Below are 12,223 nucleotides of genomic sequence, written 5' to 3' on the forward strand. Positions count from 1 at the left end.
CCTATAGCAGTTTTACTACCATCTTAGTAAATATTACTTCCTTAAGTAGTTGTATTACTACTATTGCAGACTTAGTATTGTGCCGCTTTTGCCTTGGACCGGCTTTCAGTCGCGAGCCGAGGGTCCACCAAGTCGCTTATTCTCAACCCTTTTCCTGCTTTACTCCTGCCGCATGGATGCCCACCTACTGCTGTCGAATCTCACCAACCCTACCCTTCTCTTCTTCGTGCTTGGCATGGTGGCGACGGCAGTGAAAAGCGACCTGGAAATCCCGCCCACCACGGTCAAGTTTATTTCCCTGTACCTGCTGTTTTCCATTGGGTTTAAAGGCGGACAGGAGTTGGCCCACAGTCCGTTCAGTGCGGAAATACTCTACGCGCTGGGGTTTGGCTTGCTGGTGGCATCGCTGATTCCGCTCTACACGTTCTTTGTGCTTAAGCGACGCCTGAGCGTGGCTGACGCCGGAGCCGTAGCGGCGGCCTACGGCTCGGTAAGCGCCGTCACCTTTGTCTCCGCGGTCTCGTTTCTGGAGGCCCAGCAGCTGCACTTTGGCGGTCACATGGTTGCCGTAATGGCCCTGATGGAAGCGCCCGCCATCATTGTCGGGGTGATGCTCATGCGCCGCTACGAGGCCGGCGAGCATCCCGCTCAGCTGGGACCGCTGGTGCTCCATGCCTTTACCAACGGCAGCGTGCTGATGGTGCTGGGCAGCCTGGTTATTGGCCTGATTGCCGACACCAAGCAGGCCGACGGCATCAAGCCCTTTACCACGGACATTTTCAAGGGTTTCCTGGCCATCTTCCTGCTTGAAATGGGCATGGTGACTGCCCGGCGCTTTGCCGCCTTCCAGCGCTACGGGCGCTTCGTGACGGCCTTTGCCGTACTTATACCCTTGCTAAACGGCTGCCTGGTGGCCATCGCCAGCCATGGCATCACCGAGAGCATGGGCAACCGGTTTATCTTTGCCATCCTGGCGGCCAGCGCTTCCTATATTGCCGTGCCGGCCGCCATGCGGCTAGCCGCCCCCAAAGCCGACCCGGGCCTTTACCTGCCCATGGCCCTGGGCGTGACATTTCCCCTCAACATTACCCTGGGCATGCCCCTGTATTTCGCGCTGGTGCAGCACACCTGAGCGGCCGGCGGGGGCGGTGCCGGCCTAGGCCAGGGTGGCAAAGGCCAAGTGCTCCAGGAAGGCCTGAATGTTGTTACTGGTTGCGTCGCGCGCGGCCGCGTCCGTTAGGGAGGGCAGGTGCTGGGCAAAGAAGTACTGCTTGCGCGCCGACTCCAGCAGCGTGCTGACCAGCGCGTGGGGGTAGGCGTACGCCGGGTTGATTTCCTGCACCACGGACACGATGCTGGCCGCCAGCTGCTTGTACTCCCGGAACAGACCCTCCCGGTTGTCTTCATCCACGTCGCGGGTTAAGTAGGACTTGGACGCTTCGTGCACTACGATGCGGTAGAGGGCAGCCTCATCCAGTTCAATGGTGGCCGGGTCGTTCCGGTGGGCCCGGGTGAGGATGCCCAGAATCAAGCGCAGCCGCTGGCGGGCATCGGGCAGGTTATGGGTGTGAAAGCGGATCTGGTAGTGCAGCCAGGCCCAGTACCAGCTTACCAGGTATACCAGCAGGCGGTGCTTGTTTTCAAAGTAGCGGTACAGCGACCCTTCGGTGGACTCCAGCCGCAGGGCCAGCTTTTTAAAGGTAAACTGCTCAAAGCCGATTTCGTCGATAAGCCGCACGCTTTCAACTACCAGCCGGCGGCCCAACTCGGTTGCCTGGGGGTCGCGGACGTACAATTTCTCATTTAATTCAATGCGGAGCTGGGCGTTCATGCGGTCGAAAAAAAAGGGATACCCCCAAAGATGGTAGTTTTACTTGCATTGCCCTGCATTATCCGGCCGGATCGGTTCCGCCTATTCACCCAGGTCCGGGGAAAAGGCCTGCCTTCCGTTTATCAAATACAAGTGACTTAGGGTTAGGATGTAGAAGCTGAACTCAACCAGGCGGCGCCCCAGAAACCACATGTCCAGCTCGGCGACGGGGGTGTACCCCACAGGGGCCCCGGCCGCCCCGAATCGGCAGGCCAATGGTCGGTGCCACAGATTGGGGGCGCCGTCAGGGTACACTTTAATGCTGCGGTTGGCGATAAGCTGGCGTTGCATCCGGCGGCCGGAAATGCGCCCACTGCTGGCGAGGCGATTCGCTTGCCTCCTTGCTATACCGGCCCCCGCGCATGATAAAACTTTGTCTTTCAGTTGCCTTATCCTGTAAGACAAAGCTTTGGGCAGGTAGTTGGTATACTTGTTGCCGAGTTAGGGCCTAAGCCAACTGCTTTGCGCCATGTCTGAAACTGAAGTTGCTTTTCGTGCGGCCTTGCACGAGTCCCGCCACTCTACGGCGGCCGTGCTGCTATCCCAGCTGGTAGCCGGTTACTACCTGCAGCACCGGCAGCTAAGCTTGGCGCAGGATGCCCAGCTGCAGCGCACCTGCCTGGATTTACTTACCCACCATCCTTCCCTCGGCGCCGCTGACCTTATTCAGGCGGCCGTGGAAAAGGCCGAATAGCCGCCCGCGTAAATTTTTGCCGGCCGCGGGAGCGGCCGGGCTACCGGAGCACGGGGTACAGCCCGGGAAACTCGGTTTTCAGCAGGTTGGTGGCTGCTCCGCCCAGATTGTCAAAAACTTTGTTGCCCGCCTCAAAGTCTCGCAGCAGGGGATGGGTAACTTTCATCAGGCGGGAGATCCTAGCCTCGTCATCGCCCATGAACTCCAGCACGTGCTGGATCTGGGCCGGGGTCATCTTCAGCTTCTGCAGGCGCGTAACAATGCGCTGGTGCAGCGTGGGCAGTTCAATGGCCAGGGGCAGACTCATCTGCTTCTCGGCCGGCCGGGATTTGCCTGGGGCCTTCTTGGGCGTAACCAGGGGCTCCTCCCCCCCTTCCAGGCGGGCCAGCGGCTTGGGAATGGAGAAGCGGACTCCCCGTACTTTTTTGCCTTCCTTGAGCGGGTCGTAGGTGACCATCCACCCCAGGGAGTGCAGCTCCCGCAGGGCCGGCTCCAGCACGTAGCGCTTAAAGTCGTAAAACAGGGTGTAGGTTACGTCGTTGTCATCCCCCAGCACCTGTTTGCGCAGCGTGTCAAAGTCCACCTCCCAAAGCCCCACGTCATCCCAGGACTTGAGCAGCCAGTACAGGCGATGGGCATGGGCGGACTTAAGCGTCAGCAGGGTTTCAATCTCCACGTGGGTGTACTGCTCCGCCAGCTGCAGCAGAAAGGGCTTGATCTCCGGGGCAAAGTTACCGGTCAGAAAGCCCGTGCCCTCGTTTAAGTCAATGTAGCTGATAATGGAGTAGGCCGTAAATCGCTTTTTGTTTCCGGTCTGGGACTCGATGCTTACCACTTTCGACATCAAACTCTTGCAGGCGTCGCGGATGGTCTCGTAGATGCTGCCTCCCTTCTTGTGGGTCATCACCCGGTTCAGGGGAATGGAAATGCCGGGCAGCTCGGTCTGGTCCTGGTGGATGCACCCTAGAGCCAGGGCAAAGATGCGCGCTTCCACGTGGGTGAGCTTAAGCGGGGCCCGCACCAGCGCGTTGGCCTGGTAGGCGCGGGGGTATTGCGGAGGAACAACAACAGCACGTGACGCCATAGGGAGCAGGAACGGGGGGTCGGGAGGGTTCACGAATATAGACGGATCTACGTGAAAATAGATGTGTATTCACGTAAAAGATATGGCAGTGCCATTTTTCACGCAGATCATTTTACGCGGCAGAGTGCCGTTTTTCACGCAGATCGCCCGCCGGCTAAAGTGCCGGTTTTCACGCAGGTAGAAATTGCGGGAAAGCAGAGTGCCAGTTTTCACGTCGATCCTGGCCCGGCCCCGGCCATCAGATACAGTGCCGCTTTTCACGCAGATGGTGCCGTTTTTCACGTAGTGGTGCCATTCCTCACGCAATAGGGTGCCGCTTTTCACGCAGGTGGTGCCAATTCTCACGTAATAGAGTGCCGTTTTTCACGCAGCAGAGTGCCGTTTTTCACGCAGATAACGCCCTCAAATACCTATTTATCAATTACTTATGGCCTCCTGAATATAGAATAGTTAAGAATAGCTTAAGAAAACAGAAGAGGTTCAGTCTTTTTTTGAAAAATCTAAACTCTTCCCGCGCATTTCCCGGCAAGGGCCGGGTCGGGCGGAAAATCCTGTTTAAGGCGTTGGGCGGCCAGTATTTACGCTGCCGGAGCCGCGGAAAAGACCCGCAAGGCAGGCGAAAAGATCTTGCCGGGCATCTGCGTGAAAAATGGCACCACGCTTCCCCTGCCCACCCTCGCCCCGGCTTCTGGTCCCCATCTACGTGAAAAATGGCACCGCTCTTACCACCGGGCTCGGCGACGGACCGGCCGCCAGCAGCAGCTCGGGCGGCCGGCAGTAAGACTGACCCGTTCGCGGAACCTTAGGCACCACGAGGGAAGAGGCGGCGCTTCCCAAAATATTTCCGCGAAGGTTAGGATACGATTAAAAATATAATAATATTTATTTTAGATAAAATTATACAAATAACATTGCGGACCATGAACTCCCTGACTCTCTCCCCGAGCCGGTTTGACAGACTTACGCTTTTCTGCTTTGTCTGGGCAGTGGCCAATGTGCTGCACGTGCTAAGCTTCACTGACCGGGTCAGCTCGCATCACTTCTTCAGCTTTGCCCTGCTGCTGGCCGCGGCCCTGGTGCTGTGGCGGCCCCACGTTATCGGGTTCTTCCTGCTCATGCTGGGCTGTAGCATGGCCAACACCTTTGACTGGATGCCCATGGCTCCCAATCACATCACGTTTGAGTTTATCATCAACACCGGCATGTTTCTGGCGCTCTCCTGGACCCTGGCGCGCGGGTATGCGCAGCGGGGGGAGGCGGCCGCCTGGAGCACGCCCGAGGCCCGGGCGGCCCTGTTTCAGGCCTTTGCGCCCTTTGTGCGCCTGAGTTTGCTGGTGCTGTATTTCTACGCCGTCCTGCACAAGCTTAACTGGGACTACTTCAACGTGAATATCAGCTGCAGCACTTTTCTGCTGAGTGGCTACTCCGGCCGGTTGCCTTTCCTGCCCCAGAGCCTGGGGGCGCAGTGGCTGGCCGTCTGGGGTACGCTGGTGGTGGAAGCCGCCATCCCCTTGTTTCTGTGCTTTCGCCGCACCCGGTTTCTGGGCATCATCCTGGGGTGCGGCTTTCACTACTTTCTGGCCATCCACCCGCACGTGGGCCTCTACAGCTTTTCCGCCATGCTGTTCGGCATCTACACGCTTTTCTTCCCGCCCCAATTTCCCGAGCAGGTCCAGGCGCTGGCCTCTGGCTGGTCGAAAAACGTCCCCCTGCTGGTGGGCCGCCTTCAGGTGGTGGCCGCAGGGGGAGTAATAGCGGCGGCCCTGATTGCCTGGTTTAGCGCCTCCCACGCCAACTACATCAACTACTGGTTTACCCTGGTGGGGCTGTGGGTGTGGCTGCTGTATGGGCTGCTTTACATGACGGTCTACGGCCTGATCATCAGCCGGAGCCACCTGGCCCCGGAGCAGTCCGCCCTGCAGTTTGGGATCCGGCCCGCGGCCTTCTGGCTGATCCCCCTGCTGGTGCTCTTCAACGGCATGAGCCCCTACCTGGGCCTGAAAACGCAGACCAGCTTTTCCATGTTCAGCAACCTGCGAACCGAAGGTGGGATCAGCAATCACCTCCTGCTGCCCGCGACCCTGCAGCTTACTTCCCTGGAGCATGATCTGGTTGATATCTCGGATACCAACCTGGAAACGCTCAAGCCCTTTGTGGCGGATCATCAGCTGATCACCTTCTTTGAGTTCCAGCGCATCGTTAGTGCTGCCGACACCGATTTCTACGCCCGGTATGTGCGCAACCAGCATCCCTACACCCTGCGCGTAACGCAGGGCGTCAGCAACCAGCCGGAACTGCTGGTTCCCCACAACTGGCTGCTGGCCAAGCTGGTGCGCTTTCGCCCGATTGATAAGGGGCCCTGCCTGTGTAAGCACTAGGCCGGGAGTTAATGTGCCGGGCCGGGACCGCTAAGGGACCCCGGCCCGGCAGCGCCCGTCAGGCTGATACGCGCTGGGAGTGTTTTATGCGCCGCCGGTCGCTGAAAAACGGTACCAAATAGGAAGTGGGTATCACCAGGGTAACCAGCAGCAGCAAGCTAACGGGATAGAAGTAAAAAAAATGGTTGACCTTAAAATAATACAAGGAATCAAAATAGGACTGAATTGGCTTAAGCAGGATCAGAATAAGAATATTCAGCAAAAACACATTCAGGGAATTTCTACCCAGGCCCTCCACCATTTCATTTTTAAACCAATTCACTTTCTTGTTGGCCACAAAGGCAACGATATTGAAAAGGGCTAAAAAATTAAGTATTCTAAACAGGCCCAGATGATTCTTGCTAATTAAAATACCAAAATTGAACTGGGGAAAAGTGGTTTCCAGGTGCCGGAAAACAAAACAGGTAAGGCACAGGATCACGGAGGTCCACACCAGGACCCTGCTGTTTAGCAGGCCTTGGGTTTTGCCGTGATAGTGGAGAAACCCTACCAGTATTCCCAGCACAAATATCAGCTGCCAGCACAGCAAATCGAAAAAGCCGACATCAACGTAGTCGGGCAGGAAATGAGGCGGGGGCAGCAGCGGTAGGCTGGTCAGCGTGCCCAGCAGGTAGATAACCGCGGATACCAGTAAGATAAGCCAGATTTTACCGTTGGTGAACCCCCTGATGATTACCGGCACGAACAGCATGAAAATGGCATACATGGGCAGAATGTCCAGGTAAATGGGCTCGTACAGCAGGATAACCCCCAGGAGAAGAGACAAAAAAGGCTTTTCCGTGATGAGCGGGTAGGTGGAATTCCAGTAATCCCGGAGCGGACCGATTGCGTTGAGCAGCAGCACCGTTAAAAGCAATATGCCAAGGTGATTTTTGTAAATCAGCCAGGAGCGTTTAAATGCCAGGGTGGAAATGAAACCGGCATTTTTATGGTCGTAGCTGCGGGTGTACACCAGGCCGAGGGTAAGCCCCGAGATAAATACAAAACCTTCCGCTCCCGTTACCCAACCAATAAATTCATACGTGAAATAGCGGATGATATTATTCTCGGATAAAAAATGATTTACGGTGATCAGAATAAGAAAGGCCCCCCTAAAAAAATCCAACTGCTGATTGCGTTCCATTACCAGTAGGGCTTAAAGGTGAGTAGATAGCAGCAAGCGTATCAGGTGCATCAGAAGATAGCTGCTCACTAGCGGAAGCCGCGGCGGCCAACAGGTAGGTGGGCAAACGGGTGGATGTATAGGGGGCCCTGAATACGGGGGGCCTTAGCTCAACGGTTCAGCTTACGCCGGCCGGGCCAGTGGTAACCGGCGGACCCAGCGTAAGCGAGGGCGAAAAGTACTGGATTTCCAGCATGACTCAAAAGATAATGTTGTTATACTAATTATAATTTGTATAAAACTAGTGCAAAACCCACCATTCAGGGCTGAGTTGGAAACAGAAGGTAGTTGCTGCCCGCGGGCCAGTAGCCAGACCCGGCCGCTCGCGCCGAGCTTTGGCGGGTGCCCCACCGCGCTTCGGGTTACGGACCCGCGGCCGGACTACCCAGGCAGGGGGTTCCGCTTAGGACCCACCTGCGGGCAGGGGCGCAAAAAAGAACGTGCGGCCAGGCCCAGGGGCCTAACCGCACGTTTATAGTGGGGAGGAAGCTGCCTTACTGAGCCGCCGGATACCAGTTGCGCAGCCGAACGTCAATCTTCTTATTGGCCGAGTTGACGGTTTTCTGGAAGCTGCTCACGTCGCTCAGACCGTTCTGGCCCCGGTAGTGATACGGGTACACGATGCCCGGCTTAAAAGCGAGCACCCCCTGCGCCGCCTGGTTCACGTCCATGGTGTAGGGCAGGTTCATGCACACAAACGCCACGTCGATATTTTTCAGGGCCCGCATTTCGGGGATGTCTTCCGTGTCGCCGGAGAGGTACACCTTTTTGCCGCCCAGGCCCAGCACGTAGCCGTTGCCGCGGCCCCTGGGGTGCATCGCGTCGGCGGCCTCGGGCAGGTTGTACATGGGAATGGCCCCGATGCTCAGGCCCAGCGTGTCCAGCTGCTGGCCGTTGCTGAGGATGCGTACCTGGGGCTTATACTCGGCCGGCAGCTTCTCCGCCACGGCCCGGGGCACTACCAGCAAGGCCTTGCCCACGGGAAGGCCCGCCAGCGTTTTCGGGTCCATGTGGTCGCCGTGAATGTCAGTTATCAGGATGATATCGGGTGCGGCCAGGCCGGCGTAGGATTCCGCCCCGCCGTAAGGGTCCACGTAAATAGTTTTCCCATTCCAAGTGAATACCACGCTGCCGTGCGTGATGGGCTGCACGGTAAGCGGGCCGCTGCTGGTTTTGATCTGGTCGGCGGCCACGCGCGGCGGCGCGGCCGCGGTGGTTGTCTGGGCCGAGGCCTGCGCGGTACAAGCAGCCAGCGCGGCCGTAAGTAGTAAGGTAAATTTCATGGTTTTCTGCCGGATGGGTTAGGGGTAGTACGGGATAGGGTTGGCGGCCGGCCCGCTAAAGCAGGAAAAGCCACCGAAAAGCGAGACAATAACCCGGCCAGGGCGCACAAGTTCAACGCAACCCGCCGCCCCGCCCCCGCCGGCCGGATCTACTATCGCTTGCCGGGTGGTCGGAATCAGTGAAGCTGCCGGGGGCCGCTTGACAACGCTGGCGCCCCCGGCAGAGTATTAGAGGGCTAACCGAACCATTATCCCGGGCCGGCTGGTTAGGTAGCGTAGCGCTTGCCGTAAGCCGGGGTCCCGGGCCACCTGCCAACCAACCGTTTAGCTTTTTAACTTTTGCCGGCTGGCCAGGTTAGCCATTCCTACCCTTACTTTGTGACTGAGGCAGTGTGAGCTGTTCTTGCGCACCATCCCTCTTTCCCAGTTCATGAGCAGTAGTCTTAAATTTACCAACCCCTCCCGGTCAACCTTTTTTGCAACGGTTCGCCAGCGGGTCGATGCCTACTTTCAGGAGCGGCAGCTTTCCCGTCACGCCAACGGGGCCATGTGGTTTAAAACCATCTTCTTTCTGACTGCCTTTGTCGGGCTCTACGGCCTGATCCTGTCCGGGCAGTTTGGACCCTGGGGAATGCTGGGGCTCGCGGGCCTGCTGGGGGCTACCTGCGCCTTTATCGGCTTTAACGTCTGCCACGACGCCCTGCACGGGTCCTTCTCGGCCAACAAGCACGTCAACAAAGTGTTCAGCTTGCTGTTCAACCTCATTGGCGCCAACCCCTACGTGTGGACCATTACCCACAACATCGTACACCATACCTACACCAACATCCCCGGCCACGACGAGGATATTGAGGTGGCCCCGGGCCTGATCCGCTTCTCGGAGCAGGAGCCCGTGCGCCCCTGGCAGCGGTTTCAGCACCTGTACGCCTTTCCGATTTACGGCCTGGCCTCCCTATCCTGGGTGCTGCGCAAGGACTACGTCAAGTTTTTTCAGCCCAAGATCGGTGAGCACGTCACCCGCCACCCCCGCCAGGAGTACGTGAACCTGTTTTTGTACAAGTTTCTGTATTACGGGCTGTTTCTGGTCTTGCCCCTGCTGGTGCTGCCCATCACCTGGTGGCAGCTGGTGCTGGGCTTCCTGGGCTTGCACTTTGTGGAGGGCCTGGTACTGGGCCTGGTATTTCAGCTGGCCCACGTAGTGGAAGGCACATCCTTTCCCGAGCCCACCGACCAGGGCGAAATTCAGGAAGCCTGGGCCGTGCACCAGTTGCGGACCACCGCCAACTTCTCGCCCCGCAGTGCGGTGGCCGGCTTTCTGTGCGGGGGGCTAAACCGGCAGATTGAGCACCACCTGTTTCCGCGCATCTGCCACATTCACTACCCGGCCATTGCCGGCATTGTCCGGCAGACGGCGCAGGAGTTCGGGTTGCCCTACCTGGAGAATGCTTCTTTTGCCGGGGCACTCCGCTCCCACTACCGCATGCTCCACCAACTCGGCCGGCCGAAAGCCGTTGCGGGCAAATCAGACGCTCCAGCCGAGCCTGCCGTAGCCCGCCCCGCGGCCGAAGTTAGCTTGCTAAGCGATGGCCGGGCCTAAAGCCGGACCGGCAAGTAGAGCGGCCATACCTTCTCCCCTACCCCACCAGGGATAGGATGCTTCCAGGGATTTCGGCTACGCCCGGCCCGGGGTAGGTTATTGCGGGTAGTGTCGATCACGACCACCAGCAGGGAAAACTAGAGAATGTACGTTGTAATGACCTGGGCTCCGAGTCCTGGGCTTTCAACCGCTTCTGCCACCCGGTGCGCTGAGGTTTGCCACCAGCATCCCGTTTAACCGGCCGCCGCCCTAGCCGTTCCGGGTGCACCCTGCGGAAATCATCGTTGTTTAAAGTTAAAAAGGGAACTGCTGGGGTACCCTGCTGCCGGCACGGGATAAGGCCGGCCAACCGGCAGCAGCACGGCAGGTTTCCGCCGGAAGTGGCAAGCGATAAAAGGGGGCATAATGAAACAGCGCCGCCGCGGATCATCCGCGGCGGCGCTGTTATGGGGTACGGGTCTCCAACGCGGAGAACGCCGGATAGGCCAGTGGGCCAGCTAGTACAAGGTGCTAAGAGCCGTGCGGTCGTTGGCGTTGAACGGCCGGTCCTGGCCCGAGCCAATGCAGGCCAGCATCCAGGAGTTCGGGTCGGCAGCGGCCGGAGTGCCGGGAATCAGGATAGCGCCCACGGTGCTGGCCCCCTCGTTAGAGGTAGCACCGCCGCAGCTGTAGCTGCGGTCCATGTAGTCGGTGTGGCGGAAGCCGATGCAGTGGCCTACTTCGTGGGCCAGAATCGTGGCAATGTAAGTAGTCGGGTTGGCCGTGCCGATAGCGCGCGAGTTCACCTTCACTTGATTGTACGGGCTGCCCGTGCTGGTGGGAAAACCCGCCGAGGCCAGGTAGCTGCCGCTGGCCCGCACTACGTTGATGTTGCCGCCCGAGGCCACTCGGCTAAACGTGATGGTCAGGTTCTGGGCATTGTACCGACGTACTACCTCATCAATGGCCGTCACATAGGCCGAAGGCAGCTGGCTCGACACGCTGATGGATATGTTGCGGGGGCCCTTGACCAAGTTGGTCGTCCGATATTGTTCGGCATCGCCTACGCGCAGCAACTTGGTGGCGGCGCCACGGTCAAGCTCCTCAGGGCTCAGCAAAATGTCACCTTCTACCAAGTAGTTGCCGCTTTCATCGCGCTGCACATTGGCGGTACTAAAGCCCAACTGCCGAATCTGGCTGAGGGCATCGGCGCTGATTTCCTTGGACGTGTTTACTACGGCTTCTTTTTCGGAGCAGCCGCTGGCTAAAGTCAAGGTAGCCAGAGCGGCCATTGTGAGGTAGGAAGTAATTTTCATAAGACCTGGTTGTGTGAGGATGAATGATATTACAATGTATTTAAAATATTAATACTATAACTATTTTAATTTTCACCGGTGATAAAAAGCGAATACTGGTAAGAGACGAGCGAGTCCTTTCGCCTCTTGGAGAACTTAGCCAGACTGTGGCTTGGTAGCTTGAGGAGTTCAACTTGCGTTTTTAGCTGCTGTACCATCACGCTGCGTTCCCTGCCAACCGGTGCTGGAAAGGCTTAAAAGCAAAAGCCCCGAACAGAGCTTCCGGGCTTTATCAGGCAGAAAAAAAGTAGCGGGTCGTAGCGCGTGTTTGGGAATTGGGTGCTGCGTAAATAGAAACGGATCAGTAAGGTGCGCGGGGAGTGCCTAAGCTTTCTCGGGCATTAAAGTTGAGGGCTACCAACCCCTTCAAGGTATCCAGTTGCTGCTGCCAGTGCCACGCGGCTTCGTGCCGCTGGCCCAGCGCTGGGTTGCGGAGCGCGCCTTCGCCTGGCTGGCCTGCCTTCGCCGCGTGGTCGTTGATTACTGGCTTATTCCTGCCAGCCATGTTGCTTGACTAGGACTGGCCAACATCACCCTATCGCTCCATCGGGCCTGAACTCCCGAGCAAGCGCTAATAAATGAATCGTGCGGGTGATTACGCCTGCGTTGTCAGTTCTTGTATTTCTTTTTTATCGCCGACAATTTCTCGTCTATTTCCTTTTTGGAAAACCACCGCCCGCGAACCATAACCCCGCTGATCTGCGTGACATTGGTTATGTCCAGCAATGGATTCGCATCGAGTAACACGAGATCGGCAGTTT

13 protein-coding genes are annotated in these 12,223 nt (G+C 57.8%); 5 read left to right on the forward strand and 8 right to left on the reverse strand.

Translation table 11 applies throughout. The features are described 5' to 3' along the window. The first annotated feature begins 172 nt into the window (after window positions 1-172). Complete coding sequence (locus tag ACYVHC_RS21595; RefSeq protein WP_460615814.1) at window positions 173-1,132, forward strand: sodium-dependent bicarbonate transport family permease; 960 nt, start codon at window positions 173-175, stop codon at window positions 1,130-1,132. Window positions 1,133-1,156: 24 nt separating this feature from the next. On the opposite strand, the gene ACYVHC_RS21600 is transcribed toward ACYVHC_RS21595, so the two are convergent. Both ACYVHC_RS21600 and ACYVHC_RS21605 read right to left on the reverse strand, forming a co-directional pair. Then, window positions 1,157-1,831, reverse strand: a complete 675-nt coding sequence (locus ACYVHC_RS21600) for a TetR/AcrR family transcriptional regulator (RefSeq protein ID WP_460615816.1) — start codon at window positions 1,829-1,831, stop codon at window positions 1,157-1,159. An 81-nt stretch (window positions 1,832-1,912) separates the two neighbouring features. Further along, window positions 1,913-2,275 (reverse strand): hypothetical protein, encoded by a 363-nt coding sequence (locus ACYVHC_RS21605; RefSeq protein ID WP_460615817.1) that lies wholly within the window; start codon window positions 2,273-2,275, stop codon window positions 1,913-1,915. A 64-nt stretch (window positions 2,276-2,339) separates the two neighbouring features. On the opposite strand from ACYVHC_RS21605, the gene ACYVHC_RS21610 reads away from it, so the two are divergent. Further along, window positions 2,340-2,564 carry a hypothetical protein gene (locus ACYVHC_RS21610; protein WP_460615818.1) on the forward strand — a complete coding sequence of 75 codons (225 nt, stop codon included), beginning with the start codon at window positions 2,340-2,342 and terminating at the stop codon, window positions 2,562-2,564. A 40-nt stretch (window positions 2,565-2,604) separates the two neighbouring features. Here the strand turns inward: ACYVHC_RS21610 and ACYVHC_RS21615 are convergent, their stop codons facing one another. Together ACYVHC_RS21615 and ACYVHC_RS21620 are read right to left on the reverse strand one after the other, a co-directional pair. Further along, window positions 2,605-3,648 (reverse strand): RepB family plasmid replication initiator protein, encoded by a 1,044-nt coding sequence (locus ACYVHC_RS21615; RefSeq protein ID WP_460615819.1) that lies wholly within the window; start codon window positions 3,646-3,648, stop codon window positions 2,605-2,607. A gap of 69 nt (window positions 3,649-3,717) precedes the next feature. After that, on the reverse strand, window positions 3,718-3,993 hold the full coding sequence (locus ACYVHC_RS21620) for a hypothetical protein (RefSeq protein ID WP_460615820.1): 276 nt from the start codon (window positions 3,991-3,993) through the stop codon (window positions 3,718-3,720). A gap of 304 nt (window positions 3,994-4,297) precedes the next feature. On the opposite strand from ACYVHC_RS21620, the gene ACYVHC_RS21625 reads away from it, so the two are divergent. Then, a complete protein-coding gene (locus ACYVHC_RS21625) occupies window positions 4,298-4,429 on the forward strand; it encodes a hypothetical protein (RefSeq protein ID WP_460615821.1) in 132 nt (43 codons plus the stop codon). A gap of 139 nt (window positions 4,430-4,568) precedes the next feature. After that, window positions 4,569-6,026: a hypothetical protein gene (locus ACYVHC_RS21630; RefSeq protein WP_460615822.1), complete on the forward strand. Its 1,458-nt coding sequence runs from the start codon at window positions 4,569-4,571 to the stop codon at window positions 6,024-6,026. Between the two features lie 58 nt (window positions 6,027-6,084). Here the strand turns inward: ACYVHC_RS21630 and opgC are convergent, their stop codons facing one another. Together opgC and ACYVHC_RS21640 are read right to left on the reverse strand one after the other, a co-directional pair. Further along, on the reverse strand, window positions 6,085-7,209 hold the full coding sequence (gene opgC / locus ACYVHC_RS21635) for an OpgC domain-containing protein (protein WP_460615823.1): 1,125 nt from the start codon (window positions 7,207-7,209) through the stop codon (window positions 6,085-6,087). A 533-nt stretch (window positions 7,210-7,742) separates the two neighbouring features. Then, window positions 7,743-8,531 (reverse strand): MBL fold metallo-hydrolase, encoded by a 789-nt coding sequence (locus ACYVHC_RS21640; protein ID WP_460615824.1) that lies wholly within the window; start codon window positions 8,529-8,531, stop codon window positions 7,743-7,745. 430 nt (window positions 8,532-8,961) lie between these two features. Here ACYVHC_RS21640 and ACYVHC_RS21645 point away from each other — a divergent pair, with 430 nt between their 5' ends. Next, window positions 8,962-10,128 (forward strand): fatty acid desaturase family protein, encoded by a 1,167-nt coding sequence (locus ACYVHC_RS21645; RefSeq protein WP_460615825.1) that lies wholly within the window; start codon window positions 8,962-8,964, stop codon window positions 10,126-10,128. A gap of 497 nt (window positions 10,129-10,625) precedes the next feature. On the opposite strand, the gene ACYVHC_RS21650 is transcribed toward ACYVHC_RS21645, so the two are convergent. Both ACYVHC_RS21650 and ACYVHC_RS21655 read right to left on the reverse strand, forming a co-directional pair. Beyond that, the gene (locus ACYVHC_RS21650) at window positions 10,626-11,423 is read right to left on the reverse strand and encodes a zinc metalloprotease (protein WP_460615826.1); all 798 of its coding nucleotides are present in this window, start codon (window positions 11,421-11,423) and stop codon (window positions 10,626-10,628) included. Between the two features lie 340 nt (window positions 11,424-11,763). Further along, window positions 11,764-11,967, reverse strand: a complete 204-nt coding sequence (locus ACYVHC_RS21655) for a hypothetical protein (RefSeq protein WP_460615827.1) — start codon at window positions 11,965-11,967, stop codon at window positions 11,764-11,766. Between the last annotated feature and the right edge of the window lie 256 nt (window positions 11,968-12,223).

Source organism: Hymenobacter seoulensis, assembly GCF_054780535.1.